Here is a 15,511-nt window from a genome sequence, read left to right on the forward strand (position 1 = left end):
CGCGTCGTGCGGGGCGAGCGGGTCACGCCATGCTGGAGGGCGACCGGATGACGCTACGTTGGAGGACGGCCGGGTCACGTCATGCCGGAGGGTGACCGGCTACGCCACGCTGGAGGACGAACAGTGACAGAGCCGCCCGCGACTATCGTCCGTGCCTGCCTGCGCGACGGCTCGGGCGGCAGCCCCACGGCGGTGGTGCTGGAGGATACGCCGCTGAGCCTGAGTGACGCGGAACGGCGCCGGGTGGCGGTGGAGTCGGGTACGTCGCACGCCGTCTTCGTCCGCGTGCACCCCGGCGAGACCCGCGAACCGATCGTGGACCTGCGATTCTTCACCGCGGAGGGGGAGTTGCCGGCCTGCGGCCACGGAACGGTCGCCGCACTGGCGTACCTCGCGTCGCGCGACGGCGCCCCCGCGCCCCGCAGGGCCACCTTGCGGACATCGACACGCGTCTTCGACGGCTGGTCCGAACCGCGTGGCGTCCACGTCGCCGCCGCTTTCGACCCCGGCCCGGTCGACCTGCGCGAGCCGACCGAAACCGAACGCGGCCTCGCCCTGTCCGCCTTGGGCATGGTGCCCGAAGAGCCCGACGACTCCGGCTCGAAGGTCCGCGTGGCCGCATTGGGAAGGGAACGGCTCCTGGTGCCCGTTCCCGACCGCACGACCCTCGCCGCGCTGACCCCGGACTTCGACCGACTCCGCGACGCCTGCGACCGCTTCGGCCTGCTGGGTGCGTACGTCTACTCCCCGCCGTCGCCCTCCGGTTCCCTGGCGGCCCGTATGTTCGCCCCGTCCATCGGCGTCCCGGAGGACATCGCCAACGCCAACAGCAGCGCCTGCCTCGCCGCACACCTGGCCGGACAGGGCACCGCCGAGCTCACCATCGACATGGGCGACGCACTCGGCAACCCCGCCACGATCAGCGCGACGGCATACTCCTCCGGCGACCAGGGACAACGGATCCGACTGGGAGGAACGGCGTGCGTCGACCAGGAGAGGAACGCGTCCGAGGCCTAGCCGTACGGTGCGGGGCCGGCCGGGACCGACGGGCGACGCCGGACCGACGGGCGATGGACCGAAGAACTGACGGACAACGAACTGACGGACAACGAACTGACGGACAACGAACTGACGAGCCGACGGGTACGGATCGCCCGGCCGCCCCCGAGGCCAAAACGGCTCCAGGAGACGGCCGCCCGCAGTTACAGAAGCCCTCGGGCGCTGCGCACGCGGTACTCAGTCGTCATCGCCCCCGCTGCCCCCGCCACCGCTGCTGCGACCGCGCTTGCCGGAACGGCTCAGCACTTCGCCGGCCGCGATGGTCACGACCGCCACGACGCGCACCCAACGGCGGCCATCGCCTCTGGCATCCAGGTACACGCACACGCATCCCACGATGACGAGCAGCAGAATCCCAAGCAGCACAACGACGGTCACGGATCTCCCCCTGATGGTTCGCGCCTCGATCTTCTCAGTAAGAGGCGGCGCCGGGACCAGCGGTTGCAGGGGGCCGAAGGATGCCTGCTCGCATGCTTCAACACTCGGGCGCTCGCTTCTCGGGCGCTCGGCCGCTCGGGCAGTCCGTCTGGGGGTAGCCCGTTCCGAGGGCGTTCTCCTCGATCGCGCAGCGTTCGCGTCGCCTCGACGCGGATGCCGCCATCCCGCTCATGCAGCGGAAGTCGCCATGGATGCCCCAACCGCAGCGGCATCCGCGTCACCCTCCAGCACGCGATGGACGATCGCTTCTCGGGTCGCCTCCGTACACTGACGGGCATGGCATGCCGCATCAGTGAGTTGGTCATCGACGCCGCCGATCCCGACCGGCTGGCCGTGTTCTGGAGCGAGGTCCTCGGCTACGTCGAACTCGGCCGGGAGGACGACGGAAGCATCGAGATCGGGCCGCCCGACGTCGGCTTCGGGGGCCTGCAGCCCACCCTCATCCTCAGCCCCAGCAGCGCCCCGCGGACCGGGAAACTCCGGCTGCACATCGACGTCAACGCCACCGACCGCGACCAGGACGCCGAGCTGGAACGGCTGCTCGCCCTCGGCGCCAGACCCGCCGACGTCGGCCAGACCGGCGCCGAGAACTGGCACGTCCTGGCCGACCCGGAAGGCAACGAATTCTGCCTCCTGCACACCCGGCTCCAGCCCCTCTGACCCACCCGCCGTGCCACCAAGCCGCGGACCGTCCGAGCGAGACCGGGTCTCACTCGTCGCTGTCGGCGCCCGAACTCGCGCTTGAGCCCGCCAGGTCCATGGCCGACCGACCACGAACACGGCGACGGCGGACCTCTGTGTAGATCCATCCCACCCCGAAAGGGAAGCACCGGCAACGGAGTTGCTCGCGGAGCCGCAGGACATCTCATCGAGTACCGGACACTCAAGTGTCTGAAACGCCCGACGTACTCCCGCGTACGGCAGCAGCGCACCTCCTCGCGCCAGTCCGAACGCCGACGTGTCTCGCGGGCTACGAGTCGGCACGAATCGGCCAGTGCGACTGCCAGGCGGGTCTGGTGTGACGGCTGCTGGACTGCTCACCGGTACCACGTCTGCCTACGGTGGATGTACGCGGTCAAGTGCTACGAAAAAGATCTTCGGTCGGCCAGACACACGTACTGCACCGGGGACTGCCGGGAGTATCGGCACACAGATGGCAACTGCCATGCCCACACAGCAGGCAGGACACCAGGGACACCCCCTGGAGGTCACCGAAATGACCAAGAAGGGGGCCGAAGCGCAGAAGCTCCGGCAGTGTGGGAGATGCAAGCCATAGGCCGGTAGGTCGGTGAGGACAGGAGCCGGGCGGACCTGGACGCTCCCCATCCGCCAGGACCTGGCGACCGAGTGCCGACGAACGTGTTGTGCTGCACAAGGAGTAGACGTGGCGACCGAGACTTTCAGCATCGACAAGCGGCCTTTGCGGGATCTGCTGCGGCAGGTCGAGGCGGGGAAGATCCAGTTGCCTGAGTTCCAGCGTGGCTGGGTCTGGCCCTGGCCCAACATTGCGAGTCTGCTGGCCTCGGTGTCCCTCAACTACCCGATCGGGACCGTGATGCTGCTTGAGGGCGGCGGGGACGTCCGGTTCAAGTACAGGCCGATCGAGGGGGCGCTCCCGGGCGAGCAAGTGCAACCGGAGTCGCTGGTCCTCGACGGTCAGCAGCGGCTCACTTCGCTCTTCCAGTCGCTTGCGATGGACAGCCCGGTAGAAACCCAGGACGAGCGCAAGCGCCGGGTGGGCGGCTGGTTCTACGTCGACATGGTCAAGGCACTCGACGAGAACGAGGACCGTGAGGACGCGATCCGTCTCATCCCTCCGTCGCGCAAGGTGGTCAACTTCCGAGGTGAGGTCCTGGAGGATTATTCGACACGGGAGTTGGAGTACCAGCACCGCGTCTTCCCGCTGCGATGTCTCTTCGACAACTCCTGGGGCGACGGCTTCGCCCGCCACTGGGGTTTCGCACCGGATGCGATGGAACTCTGGTACGGATTCCGGGACGGCTTCATCCGTTCATTCGACCTGTACCACTTCCCGGTCATCGAACTCGGCAAGGGAACCCCACGTCAGGCAGTTTGCCAGGTCTTCGAGAAGGTCAACACGGGCGGAGTCACCCTCACCGTCTTCGAGTTGCTGACAGCGACGTACGCTGCCGACGAGTTCGATCTGCGGCGTCACTGGAATGAGTGCCGTTCTGCCTGGGAGGCCCCCGAATACGCCATCCTGAGGGACGTCTCCAACACCGACTTCCTCCAGGCGGTCACTCTCCTCGCCACCGCCGAGCGGCGGCGACGAGAGGAAGAGGCCGGCACGGACGAAGAGCGCCTGCCGCGTATCGGCTGCAAGCGCAAGGACATGCTCGTGCTCAGCCTGGAGGACTACCGGCGATACGCACCCGACGTCGTCGCCGGCTTCAAGGCCGCCGCCAAATTTCTGCGCCAGCAGTTCGTCTTCGATACGCGTTTCCTTCCGTACGGCACACAACTGATCCCGCTGGCCGCAATCTTCGCCCTCGCCGGCAAGGACTCGGAGACCGCGGGTGCGCAGGAGAAACTGGCTCGCTGGTACTGGTGCGGAGTGTTCGGTGAGCTGTACGGCGGTACGACCGAGACCCGGTTCAACCTCGACCTCCCCGACGTCGTTGACTGGATTCACGGGTCGACGCACGAACCTCGTACGGTCACACAGGCGCAATTCGCGGCGAGCCGCCTGCTGACCCTGCGGACCCGGCAAAGCGCCGCGTACAAGGGCATCTACGCGCTCCTGCTCAAGGCGGGCGCCGCGGACTGGCGGACGGGGGAAAAGGCGGAGGTCAACGTCTACTTCGACGAGGCGATGGACATCCATCACATCTTCCCGCAGGTCTGGTGCCAGAAGAACGGTTACGAGCGCTCCGTCTACAACTCCATTGTCAACAAGGCGCCGTTGACAGCACGCACCAACCGGATCATCGGCGGCCACGCACCGTCCGAGTATCTGCAGCGGCTCGCGAAGGCGGCCGAGACCAGTCCGGAGGGCGTCGAGCAGCGCATCAGAACACACCTCGCGGACCCCGGACTGATGCGGGCCGACGACTTCGACGTCTTCTTCGAAGAACGGCGAAAGGTGCTTCAGGGACACATCGCCGCAGCGATGGGCAAGCCGGTGGTTGACGACCACATCCCGGGTCAGCGGCCTGAAGCGGCGATCCGGGCTGCGGAGAACGGTCTGGAAGCCGGCGTCTCAGTTCCTGTGGAGTCGTAACGCCCCGGTCCGTGGCCGAACGCCAAGCATGTGCCGCCGTGGGACGGCCCTTGCGAAGGAAGCCGGTCCGTCGCAGAACGACCGGCCCGAGCTGGAAAAGGGGCCGACCGCGCACGACTGCGGGGAGGACCAGCGGTGGGTGCCGGCCGGGGTGATCGCGAGGCGCTTCCATGTCCGCTTCGGCCAGGCGCAGACCTGGCACACCCTGCACCGGATGGGCTGGATGGTGCAGGTGTCCATACGCTGGTCTGCTGAACGCGAGGACGACGTCGGGGCCACCTGGATCAGGGAAGCCTGGCCCCGGGTGGAAAGACGGGGGACGGACCAGGACGCGTGGCTGTGCTTCGCGGACGTTTCGGCGGCCGGATGCTCCGGCCGCCGAAATAGACACGACACCTGGTGGCCACGCGGTCGTACGCCCCGCGGCACGGTCAGGGCCGCGGGCTCGGGACGCACCTCGCTCGCCGGCCTGGTCTGCCGCAGGTCGGGCCGGCGCACCCGGCCGGGCTCCCGGATGCTGGTGCACCACGGCCGCAAGGGTGAGAAGAAGGGCTTTCGGGAGAGGGACTTCGCGATCTCAACGGACGGCAGGACGTCGCCAGCCGGCACATCGAGGACCTGCTTCGCGAGGACGAGTGACTGAGGGCACGACCCTGCGGTCACCACCTCCGTACCCACCGGCTTCTCAGCCGCCTTCGGCCTGTGCCACCGCCGCCGGTGCGCCCGTCGACGTGCCGACCGCGCATGCCGGCTGGGGCGCGCCGATACCTGGCCGCCGGTCCTGCCTTTGCCGCGAATGACAGGTTGCGAGCTCGCGGAAATCTGGTCATGGTCGCTGAAGGTGATCAATTGATCACGCAACGCGATCTGGAGAAGAAATGCTCAGACGTCAACTAAGCGCCGTGGCCGTGACTGTGTCGATTGCGGCTGTGCTCGGCATGGGAAGCGCGGCAAGCGCGGAACCCCAGGTGTCCATCCCCTGTGACGTCACCGCGCTCAACAATGCGATCGTCGCCGCGAACAACAACACCGGACCGCACACCATCCGGCTCGCGCCCAAATGCGTCTACAACGTCACAACCCCCGCGTCCACAGGCGGGCTCGGCGCAAACGCCCTGCCGCAGATCACAGGCACCGTCACCCTGCTGGGTCACAACACCACCATCCGACGGGACCCCGACGCCTCCGACGCCTTCCGCATCGCGCAGATCGACGGTCCCAACGGGCGCCTGACCGTGGACGGTGTCACGGCGACCGGTGGCGGCTACCTCGATTACGCCGGCACCTACCTGCCCACCGACGGAGGGACGCTCATCCTCCGGCACAGCACGGTGACCAACAGCACGGCAAACCAAGGGGGCGCCATTTTCGTCAACCAGGGCAGCACCCTCGAAGTCCATGACAGCGTTCTGCGGGACAGCGCGGCACAGCGGGGAGGCGCCATCTACAACGGGCCGCGCAGCACCACCCTGCTCGACAACACCAAAGTGGAGCGGAATCAGGCTACGCAACTTGGGGGTGGCATCTTCACCGCCGGGGCCTCTCTGACCATCAAGAAGTCGTACATCGGCGGCAATCGCGCTTTCGAGCAGGGCGGCGGAATCTACAACGACCGCGCCCCGATGGACATCTCCTCGACGACCATCGCCGACAATCGCGCGGGCCAGATGGGCGGCGGTATCGCCAACGACGGCACCAGCACGCTGACGAAAACAGTGGTGCAGCACAACACCGCCCTCAACGGCGGCGGCATCTGGCAAGCGCCGTCCCCCAGCGTCCTGAACCTCGTCAACAGCCGGATCGTCGACAACACCCCCAACAACTGCCGGCCGGTCGGCTCGGTCCCCGGCTGTACGTCCTGACCGCGGAGCGGGCGCATCGACGGTGCGGCCCTTGGTGATCGGTGATCCGGGGGAGAGGGTGGAGGAAGCGGAGGAGCGGGCCTCGCTCTTTGCGCCCAACGGCCTGGGCCGATGCCTCAAGATCCCCTCCACACGTCATCCACAGACCTCGGCACAGAGCTGCCTCGGGCTGCATCTGCCTGCACATACGCGAAGACCCCGGCCTCAGCGTTTCCGCTGGTGACGGGGTCTTTGGGCACCTCATAAGGGGTGCCCCCGGCAGGATTCGAACCTGCGCACACGGCTCCGGAGCCCAGGTGAGACCGCAGGGCCTTCGCTGCTCTGACCTGCAGCGGAGGCTCCGATCGGGCGAGCGCTGAGTAAGGTCATTACGCCCCTATTACGCGGGCGGCCTGTTGGGCGGTCGGTGCGGGCCGTATGGTCGAAGCATGATCTCGGGCAGCGGCGAGGGAACGGGCGGCGGCGGCACGGAGTTCACGGCGGAGGGCTTGGAGCCAGTCCTCCGGGAGGCATGCGCGACCGCCGGACTAGACCACCGCGGGGCCGAGTTGCTGCGGCTTGGATCGAATGCGGTCTACCGCCTTGTGTCGTTACCCGTCATCGTCCGCATCGCGCGTGATCCGGCGGTTGAAGCGGAGATGGCACGGGCCGTGGGTGTGGCGCGGTGGCTTGAGGCGCAGGACTTCCCGGCCACGCGTGTGCCGGCATCCATCGCCCAACCGCTCGTCGTCGGCGGCCTGGTGGTCACTTTCTGGGAGAGCGTCCAGGAGAGCGAGGAGTACGCGACGGTCGGTGAGCTGGCTGACCTCGTACGCCGCTTGCACTGGCTCGAAGAGCCTGAGTTCCTGGGGTTGCCGTACTTCGATCCGCTGGCCAAGCTGGCGGCGTCGCTCGAAGGGCTCGACGGCATCGCGGGGGAGGACCGGACGTTCCTGGAGGAGCGAGCGGCGAGGCTTGCCAAGGATTACGACCGGCTGGACTTCGTTCTTCCCTTCGGCATGATCCATGGTGACGCCAGTATCGGGAACATCCTCCGCCATCGGGACGGGCACGCTGTGCTCATCGACCTGGACGGCTTCGCCCTCGCGCCGCGTGAGTGGGACCTGATTCAGACGGCGATCTTCTACGACCGGTACGGCTGGCACACCAAGGCGGAGTACGCCGAGTTCGTGCACCGGTACGGCTTCGACCTGATGAACTGGCCGGGCTACGAGATGCTCGCTGACCTACGCGAGCTGATGATGATTGCCTGGCTCGGCCACCAGGTCGCGACGAGCGAGCGGTCTGCCGCCGAATTTGCTCGGCGAATGCGGTCTCTCCGCACAGGAGAGGGTCGAGACGAGTGGGAACCGATCTGAACGAGCGGCGATCTGTGCTCAGACACCGACGTGATCGACTGAGGCAATCCACAGCCTGTGCTCTCTGACCTGCTCAGCGAATGCCTGGACGCCCGGACTGTCGTCGACCGCTGAGAGGTTCTGCCGGAACTCGGCCAGGTAACTGACGCATCGTGCCGACTTGAGCTGTTCGCCCAGGTCAAGCGCATCGACTGCCACGCGGCAAGCCTCCTCGACGTCCCCGGCACGTAGGTGGGCGTCGGCGAGAACCATGGTCGCGAAGAAGTCGCTCCGTACATGGCTGCCGCTCATCGCGTTCTCGGCGTGGGCGACGGCTTGCCGGGCGCTGTTGACGTCGCGGAAGCAGTGGGCTGCCTCCGCGGCAAGCTCGGCTTCGTCGAAGTAGCTGATCCATTCGGGCTCGTCGTCGTTGTTCCGGCCCTCCAGTGCTTTCGTGGCGGCGCTCAAGGCGGCTTCGCAGGCTCGTACGTCCCCGGTGCGGGCAAGCGCGCGGGCCTCCATGGCGTGGAACTGGGCCCGAAGCGTGGGTGTGGCCACCGGAGAGATGCCCATGAGAGCCGCACGGGCGAGCGTCGCGGCCTGCGTGTAGCGACCGAGGAATGTCGCCTGGTGGCTCATGGCCGACAGAATGCTTCCGGCGAGCCGGCGGTCGTTGGCGTCCTGGGCCAAGCGGAGAGCCTGGAGGAAATACCGCTGTGCCAAGCCGTGGCGGCAGGCGTCGTAGGACATCCAACCGGCCAGGAGTGTTGCTTCCGCCGTGGTGGAGAGCAGGGCTCGGCCGACCTGCTCGGTGTACTGGCCGCGGAGGAGCGGCGCGACTTCGGTGCTGAGGTACTGGATCGCCGCGTGCCGTGCGTGGTCGCCGCCGAACCGGTCGTCCAGTTCGGCGAACATGTCCGCGGTGGTCTTGATGGCGGCTACGTCTCCGAGACCGACGCGGATTCCATCCTGGCGCTGCCGGGGAACGGTCGGCTCGGGCGCCACGAGCCACCGGAGGGACGCTTCGTTCCATGCGGGCTCGGACGGCTCGGCCTGTAAGAGGGGCTCGTACCGGTTGAGATCGGCACGCCAGAGCTGGCCGACTGCCTCGATTGCGTCGTCGGGGCTCGCTGGATAGCTGGCGTCCATGAGCGACGTATCCCGTCCGCCCTCGTGGTTCAGCCCGAGTTCGGCCGCGCTGAGGCCGTATGCCTCGCACAGGAGAGGCCCGTAGAAGTCGTCAGGAACGCTGTGGCCGTTCTCCCAACTGGCAATACGCCGCTTGACGCTGGCGTCCGCCGGGAGCTGGTGCCCACGGCGGGCCGCAGCCTGACGCAGTTCCCGCACCAACCGCGGCTGACTCCACCCGCGATTCGTACGGGCCTGCCGTAAGCGAACGCTGGTCGATTCCATCGAAGACGTAACCGTCCTCTCCCACGGGATGAACTGCTGCGACCACTGGGGCGCACGACTCTGATGCCTACGACCGAATGTACGCGCGGTTCATGTCCGGATGCTCCAAGTAGTCGCAGATCGGCGGCGATTGAGCCAAGACAGGGGATGACGCGTCCACGCGCGACGCGTCATCCCCCGTCACCTCTCGTCATCTGCCCTGGCCAGGGTGGCGAACGTGAGTCTGGAGGCCGAGCGGCATTGCGGCCGCGACTGAGACTGACCGAGGTGAGATGACGTGCAGAGGATGACCACCAGGGGCATCGAATGGCTCTCTGCGGCGGCCGACGATCCGGCCGCCTGCCGGGCGACCTGGGCGGACGACCCACGCGCACTGTACGTGCTCGCGGCAGGCCGGTTCTTTGACGTGGTGACGGTCGACCAGCGGGTCGGCATGGAAGTCTTCGACCAACTTCTGCGCCGGGGGCTTCCGTTCGGTCCCGTGGTACTCGACCAGAAGGCCCGGCGAGTGGGCTTCTTCCTTGGCTCGCGGAGTGAGGAGACCTTCTCTCACCATCTCGCTCAGGAAGTGGGAGCTCCGCCGCCGTATCGCTACCTGAGTCAAGGCTCGGTGGTCGTCGTCCCTGGCCCCATGCCCCTGACCGGTGACCGCTACCAGTGGCTTCGGGCTCCCACCCGGCGGCCCATCGTCAACCCGCTCCGTCCGGTCGCCCTCGCGACCATGCTGATCGCCTCCGCCGAGCTGCTTGCCCGTGTGGACAGCTACAGCGAGCGCTACCCCTCTGCCGCCGACTTCGCACTCCGGGGCTTCGAGAGGACGACGACAGATGCGGGATGACGCCGTCCGGCGGCATGACGCCGCTACTTGGTCGCCCTTGGACAGCGACGATTGGTATGCCGCGCGGGACGCTACGACCGCTCTCCGCGATGCCCTGCTTCGTGCTGGTCTGGAGAAGGACTTTCCTTACCTGCGTGCCGACTTGAACGCCTTCGGGCACGGCTTAGTCGAGTTGGGTCGGGTTTCGCCGGCCACCGCGGAACGTCTGGCGGAACTGCTGCGGCTGGCCCTGGCCTCAGTGTCGCAACGCCTTGAAGAGAGCGGCGACGGTGTCGCCGAACACGATGCAGGAGAGGACTGACGTCATGACCGACCGACGGGGAGTCGTCGCCAAACGCGCCGAGAACCTGATGCCCGGCGTGCCCTACGTCCGCGGCTGGGCACAGGCCCGTCGCAGCGCAGACACCCTGGCTTCTGAACTGACCTCCCTGGGACTGGAATCGGATTTCCCCGGCCTCACGGCCGACGTGAACGTCTCGGGCGACGGCCTGGTACACCTCGGAATCGTCCGGCCCGAAGCGGCGCTGATACTGGCCGAGCTGATCGTGTCGGGCCTCGCGTCGGAGATGCCGATGAGGACCGAGACGCTGCCGCAAGAGGCGGGGGACTCCCGACTCAACGCGTAGGCCTGACTACTTCGCCTCAGAGACCCCGGTCGCTCGCGGTTCGAGCAGGCTCCCGCGACCGGCTGGCACGGCCCCGCACGTCGCCGTTCCCCCGACGGCTGATGTGCGGGGCTCTCTGTTGCGCGCGCTGTACCTCATTGCCTACTTGTCTGCCACTTCGGCCGGGACCGGCGCCCCAGCGCCGCAGCCCGGACGAAGCGGCAGACCAACACGGGCTGTGAGTGCTGGCAGGCCTTCTGGAGGCCCCACAGGAGGAGTCGTTGACCTGGGGCGCTGCGGCATTTGGGGGCGATGCGAGAGCTGACCAGGGCGAACGGCCGGGCGAGGGCGGCGTCGGGGTTCTTCGGCTTGCACTTCTTGGATCGCTGACCTGGGCGTATGAATCGGTTAGGCATTTCTGGATCTGTGGTGATGGCGGTGAGACCGCCACCACCACAGACCTCCTAGCTCACTACCTATGGTTGTGCGTCCAGCGGATGAGTTCCCTTACGAGGTCCAGCACAGCCCGCCGCCGCTCTGATGAAAGAAACGGAAACGTAAGCCACGCAGGGGCCGAGAGCAGCACGACGGACAGCACCGGCAGCACTCGCAACGATACGATGTGGATGACCTTTTCGCTTAGGGGTCTCGATGGCGTTCCTTCGCTGAGGGCTAGCTGTCACGTGGGCTTTCACGCCAGTGGCATATGACTACCGCGCCATCGAAGGATTTTTTTATAGAGACCCCTGCCCGCGCCTGTGAATGGGCGCGGGAAGGTATCGGGGGAGGGGCTGGAGCCCTACCGCATTACGGGCCATGAAAGCGGAGGCTGGTACCCGCAATCAAGACCCTCCAGAATCGAACATAAATTCGCTGAACTTTAGATCGATACAGATATATGTGATCTTGAATCAGGAAATTGCCGAATCTCACTCGCGTTCAGAGATGAAGGCAATCAGGTGGAAGGCGCTGGCTCCGTCATGGATTCGGGCGGGTCTTCTTGCCCTAGCCGGTCCGTGACGACGGCCGGGACCCTCAGCTTGGGAAGCTCGTGTGGTCTAGGGGTGGCTGCCCGGCTGACCTGCCGTGGAGTAGCGGCGTCGCCTGGTTGGCTGCCGACGCTGTGTCCGGTGCTCCCCGTTGTTCCCCACACAATCTGGCACAGGTCTGGCACGGACCTCTCCAAGCGCTTCCTGGCTAGAGACCGCAGGGGGCACCTACGTGTGGCAGTGAGCCTCAGCAGTGAAGACTCTTGCGGATCTCAAGAGGCTGGCCAGAACGTCTCGGCACCCCAGAAGCGGTTTCGGCCAATATGAATCATCCGGAGGCGTTGCGCACATTGTCGCGTTTGCGGTCTGGCGCTTCTTGCTGTCCACCGTGAGGATGCCCGCCTATCAGTGAGCGGGGGAGCGGGATGTCGATCGGGTGGGGTCTGCGTGCTCGGGGGAGGGCGCGGACGGATGAGGCCGACTGGCCTGCTGTTCCGGTTCAAGCGAACTGTGCTGCCGCTGGAGCCAACCGACCCGCGGAGGTCGATCCCACATCGTCCGAGGTGACGCGGTTCCTGTGTCAGGCGGTCTACGCGCGCCCGGATCGCGTGAAGCCCTTGAAGGCGTGGTGGCGCAAGATCCGAGGCAAGCAGAGTGCGCCGGAGAAGCCGCGTCGCAGCACTCGGAGACCCATCTATCTGGAGGGGAGCGACGATTGCCCTCCGTTGGGAGAGCCGAGCGCGCAATGGGTCGTCGACCATGTGCTGCACGGGCCGCCGCTGCCGGTGCCGTCGTACGGGTTCGACCTCGTCCCAGTCATGGCGCACAGCCTTCGCGCCCGAAGGCGCCGGTGGATGCGGCGTGCGTGCGTCCTGTTGCTGTCCGTGCTGGCCGCGTATATGGCGCCGTGGGCCGCTGCGATCTGGGCTGCTGCAGTACTTGTCGCCCTGGCCGTGCGGTGGGTTGTCTTCCGTGCGGCCCGAAAGGGCAAACTGACCCGGCTGGCGCGCTTCCCGCGGCTGCCTTACGCCGTGCTGCTGATGCCGTGGCTGCTGGCGCTTCTGCCATACGATCCCGCCGGCAGCGAGGTGTGGAAGCTGCGGCTCGGACTGGCCCTGCTGCCCTTCGCTCTGCTGGTCATGGCCGCACTTGTGTGCGCTGGTGATCGGCTCGCGGCGAGGGCTGCGCTCGCTGTGCTGGTGCGGGAGGGCGCCTCGTCCGAACACTTGCCGTGGACTGCGCCGAAGGCCAACCTCAGGATGGCCGAGATCGGGAAGGATCAGACGCGGACCGAACTGCCGTACGACACCTTGGAACGCTTCGTGGGCGCCGGGCGTGATGTCTGGGGAGCAGCGCGCATCAACATTCCCCTGAAGCCCAAGGACTCTGAAGAGTCGGTCAAGCCGTTCGGAGAAGCGGAACTCCTGCGACGAGTGGGTACCGCGCTGAATGAATTGGGCCGTGGCGCCCGGGAGATCACTGACCCACTTCCGGGATTCTCCATGAAGCACGTGAATGGCCTTCCGTCAGCCCTGTGGCTGCAGCGGATCCGCGAGACGACGGTAGAGCAGCCCGACCTGCGAGGTCTCGGGCGCAGATCACCCTCCGGCATGCCGGTGCGGCTGTATCTGCGGGCGCAGTGCATCAGCTGGGACGGGCAGGTCGTGGTTAGCGTGTTCGTGCATGCTGCGCTGGAGGCTGGTGAGCTGCGGCTGACCGTGCGTCCGCAGGTGATGACGCCCCTCTACAACGAACTGCGGGTGACCGCGGCGCCCGTCAAGAAGCGCGGAATGCGCCTGCTCGGCTGGCTTGCCACGCACTCGCTCCTTGACGCCACCGCTGGCCCCGTGGCGTTGTGGAGGCTGGTCGCCCGCCTCGGAGAGAAGACCGAAGGGCGTGCCGAGGAAGCGGATCCCGTGAGCCTGCGCGACCGGTACTCGACTGAAGAAGTCAGCGACATGCACCAGAGCGACGACGCCAAGCGGCACGTCGTGTTGATGCAGTCCTGTGTGTTCCGGACCGTTGCCACTTATCTCGATGAGCAGGGGATCGACTTGGCCGCGTACGAACGGCAGGTAGCCACCGTGACCAACAACATCCTGATCTACGGGGACAACAACGCCCCCATCCAAAACGTTGTCGGTAGTGGCAATAGCGGTATAGGCCAGGACAACAAGACCCAAGGAGGCAAGTGATGGTTGTGGGACGGCGTCGCCCCGAGCCGGACCCGGGCCACGGCTCGGGCATCAGCATCGGCGGCAGCAACAACGCACCGCTTCAGAACGTCGTGGGACAAAACATCTCCAACATCCATCAGTCTGCTTCGGTGCAAGGCACTGTCGATATCGACGCGGTGCGTGGTCTCCTCGCGTCGTTCCGCTCGGACATCAACCGGAACGAGGTGGACTTGCAGAACACCACGGTGCTGCGCGCGATGGCGGACACCGTCGACACCGCGCTCGCGGCCTCTGATGCGCCGCAGGTCGGCACACTGCGTGGGATCGCGCAGGCGCTGCCCGCGCTAGTCGTCGGCACCGCAGTCCAGCAAGGGGGTGAGGCCCTCGCCAATGCCATTGGCGGACTGCTGAGTTGAGCCGACTTGGCCCTTGAGCTGGCTTGGGGCCTCGTTGCAGCACGCCTCTAGCTGGCGGTGTCACTGGCAGGTTCATTTTCAGGCCCGTTGATTGGAGGGCCACTGCCTCTCTGCTCTGTCACACAGCGCCGGTCGCACGGCCGCACTCGACTGACGGCCAGCACCTTCGAGGCACCCCGTCTGAGCCTCAGCCGACGGCAGTCAGCCACGACGGCGGGTGCGCCGACCGATCACGCACGCGTATGCATCGCTGCACCCCCGCGGGCTTCAGCCACGCCGTCGGTGCCGTCGACCAGAGCAAGCCGTGACGGCCGGCCCATGACGACAGTGCCTGAGCCATCAGCTTGGGAAGCTGCGGGCATTTGCAGCGGGTTCGTTTCCTGACCTGGGCGAACAGTCTGGGTGCTGCCCCGCTGGCCTCGGCGGCTTTCACCGCGGTTCCCCGCTGCTCCCCGCTCGATCTGCTGCGCTTGTGGTGCGTCCGTGATCACCCGCGCTAGACCCGATGTCACCTGAACACACAGACGACGCGCCCATAGTTTTCGATCTGCTGTTGTTGTTCGTCTGGGCGAGGTGCGTGCTCGTCGTCTCCGCACCTGAGGATTGTTCCGTCGTCTCCCTCAAATACGGAGACAACGCCTCCGTGATGGCTGCAGGCTCCTTGGCGGCCGATGGAGTCTGATGGCCATCCGTCTGCGCACTCGTAACCCTGACCGGTCCAGCGAACTGGCATGTACGTGACGGGTGGTGGTCCAGAGCCGACCGGCCGATCCGCGTCATCATCGTTCCACCCGCTGAGTTGGGCGGTGATCGGGAGGACGACGAAGATCCCTACGCTGACAAGGCCTGCCACGGAGTAGGCAACCACCCGAGCGACCCGCCACGCGCGACTCTCGACGAGCCTTTGCAAGAGACTGCGCATGGAAGACTTCTAGCGCAGCCAGGGGCTGCGGTGGGCTTCTTCGCCAACATCGACGGCAACCCTCCATCGCCTCAAGCGGCGTGCTGCCGGTCGTCGTGTCTGGCATCCCGAAGGCCCACCAACACGCATTCCAACTGTGTTGATGGGGTCTTGGGCCGCGTTCGGGGACGTTCACCTGCGTTCATGAGCGGCTGGTCGGCTTGGGGGAGTGGGC

General features: G+C 66.6%; 13 protein-coding genes. 11 read left to right on the plus strand and 2 right to left on the minus strand.

The window, feature by feature from the left end; genetic code table 11:
* Window positions 1–123: 123 nt before the first annotated feature.
* Entirely contained in the window at window positions 124–1,017 is an 894-nt protein-coding gene (locus OG788_RS30145; RefSeq protein ID WP_406374488.1) for a PhzF family phenazine biosynthesis protein, read from the plus strand.
* Between the two features lie 219 nt (window positions 1,018–1,236).
* On the opposite strand, the gene OG788_RS30150 is transcribed toward OG788_RS30145, so the two are convergent.
* Window positions 1,237–1,437, minus strand: coding sequence for a hypothetical protein (locus tag OG788_RS30150; RefSeq protein ID WP_406374489.1), 201 nt, complete (start codon window positions 1,435–1,437; stop codon window positions 1,237–1,239).
* A 336-nt stretch (window positions 1,438–1,773) separates the two neighbouring features.
* Here OG788_RS30150 and OG788_RS30155 point away from each other — a divergent pair, with 336 nt between their 5' ends.
* From OG788_RS30155 to OG788_RS30175, 5 genes are all read left to right on the plus strand, one after another.
* On the plus strand, window positions 1,774–2,157 hold the full coding sequence (locus tag OG788_RS30155) for a VOC family protein (RefSeq protein ID WP_406374490.1): 384 nt from the start codon (window positions 1,774–1,776) through the stop codon (window positions 2,155–2,157).
* Window positions 2,158–2,881: 724 nt separating this feature from the next.
* Window positions 2,882–4,738, plus strand: coding sequence for a DUF262 domain-containing protein (locus tag OG788_RS30160; protein WP_406374491.1), 1,857 nt, complete (start codon window positions 2,882–2,884; stop codon window positions 4,736–4,738).
* Between the two features lie 28 nt (window positions 4,739–4,766).
* The gene (locus OG788_RS30165; protein ID WP_406374492.1) at window positions 4,767–5,381 is read left to right on the plus strand and encodes a winged helix-turn-helix domain-containing protein; all 615 of its coding nucleotides are present in this window, start codon (window positions 4,767–4,769) and stop codon (window positions 5,379–5,381) included.
* A gap of 235 nt (window positions 5,382–5,616) precedes the next feature.
* Window positions 5,617–6,600 carry a hypothetical protein gene (locus OG788_RS30170; protein WP_406374493.1) on the plus strand — a complete coding sequence of 328 codons (984 nt, stop codon included), beginning with the start codon at window positions 5,617–5,619 and terminating at the stop codon, window positions 6,598–6,600.
* A gap of 428 nt (window positions 6,601–7,028) precedes the next feature.
* A complete protein-coding gene (locus OG788_RS30175) occupies window positions 7,029–7,958 on the plus strand; it encodes a phosphotransferase family protein (RefSeq protein WP_406374494.1) in 930 nt (309 codons plus the stop codon).
* A gap of 18 nt (window positions 7,959–7,976) precedes the next feature.
* Here the strand turns inward: OG788_RS30175 and OG788_RS30180 are convergent, their stop codons facing one another.
* Window positions 7,977–9,350 carry a hypothetical protein gene (locus OG788_RS30180; RefSeq protein ID WP_406374495.1) on the minus strand — a complete coding sequence of 458 codons (1,374 nt, stop codon included), beginning with the start codon at window positions 9,348–9,350 and terminating at the stop codon, window positions 7,977–7,979.
* A 286-nt stretch (window positions 9,351–9,636) separates the two neighbouring features.
* On the opposite strand from OG788_RS30180, the gene OG788_RS30185 reads away from it, so the two are divergent.
* From OG788_RS30185 to OG788_RS30205, 5 genes are all read left to right on the plus strand, one after another.
* Entirely contained in the window at window positions 9,637–10,188 is a 552-nt protein-coding gene (locus OG788_RS30185; RefSeq protein ID WP_406376886.1) for a bifunctional DNA primase/polymerase, read from the plus strand.
* Window positions 10,178–10,489, plus strand: a complete 312-nt coding sequence (locus OG788_RS30190; protein ID WP_406374496.1) for a hypothetical protein — start codon at window positions 10,178–10,180, stop codon at window positions 10,487–10,489. Before OG788_RS30185 ends, OG788_RS30190 begins: the two co-directional genes overlap by 11 nt.
* A gap of 4 nt (window positions 10,490–10,493) precedes the next feature.
* Window positions 10,494–10,814 (plus strand): hypothetical protein, encoded by a 321-nt coding sequence (locus OG788_RS30195; RefSeq protein WP_406374497.1) that lies wholly within the window; start codon window positions 10,494–10,496, stop codon window positions 10,812–10,814.
* A 1,531-nt stretch (window positions 10,815–12,345) separates the two neighbouring features.
* Window positions 12,346–13,977 carry a hypothetical protein gene (locus OG788_RS30200; RefSeq protein ID WP_406374498.1) on the plus strand — a complete coding sequence of 544 codons (1,632 nt, stop codon included), beginning with the start codon at window positions 12,346–12,348 and terminating at the stop codon, window positions 13,975–13,977.
* Complete coding sequence (locus OG788_RS30205; RefSeq protein ID WP_406374499.1) at window positions 13,977–14,375, plus strand: hypothetical protein; 399 nt, start codon at window positions 13,977–13,979, stop codon at window positions 14,373–14,375. The genes OG788_RS30200 and OG788_RS30205 overlap by 1 nt, the downstream gene beginning before the upstream one ends.
* Window positions 14,376–15,511 lie beyond the last annotated feature (1,136 nt).

This window comes from Streptomyces sp. NBC_00647 (assembly GCF_045207245.1).
Classification (GTDB): Bacteria; Actinomycetota; Actinomycetes; order Streptomycetales; family Streptomycetaceae; genus Streptomyces.

What these genes read in the sequence shown, in the direction of transcription:
- OG788_RS30165 (WP_406374492.1), top strand. Translation starts at nt 4,767, where the DNA reads ATGTGCCGCCGTGGGACGGCCCTTGCGAAGGAAGCCGGTCCGTCGCAG.
- OG788_RS30195 (WP_406374497.1), top strand. Translation starts at nt 10,494, where the DNA reads ATGACCGACCGACGGGGAGTCGTCGCCAAACGCGCCGAGAACCTGATG.
- OG788_RS30180 (WP_406374495.1), bottom strand. Translation starts at nt 9,350, where the DNA reads ATGGAATCGACCAGCGTTCGCTTACGGCAGGCCCGTACGAATCGCGGG.
- OG788_RS30185 (WP_406376886.1), top strand. Translation starts at nt 9,637, where the DNA reads ATGACCACCAGGGGCATCGAATGGCTCTCTGCGGCGGCCGACGATCCG.
- OG788_RS30205 (WP_406374499.1), top strand. Translation starts at nt 13,977, where the DNA reads ATGGTTGTGGGACGGCGTCGCCCCGAGCCGGACCCGGGCCACGGCTCG.
- OG788_RS30155 (WP_406374490.1), top strand. Translation starts at nt 1,774, where the DNA reads ATGGCATGCCGCATCAGTGAGTTGGTCATCGACGCCGCCGATCCCGAC.
- OG788_RS30190 (WP_406374496.1), top strand. Translation starts at nt 10,178, where the DNA reads ATGCGGGATGACGCCGTCCGGCGGCATGACGCCGCTACTTGGTCGCCC.
- OG788_RS30175 (WP_406374494.1), top strand. Translation starts at nt 7,029, where the DNA reads ATGATCTCGGGCAGCGGCGAGGGAACGGGCGGCGGCGGCACGGAGTTC.
- OG788_RS30170 (WP_406374493.1), top strand. Translation starts at nt 5,617, where the DNA reads ATGCTCAGACGTCAACTAAGCGCCGTGGCCGTGACTGTGTCGATTGCG.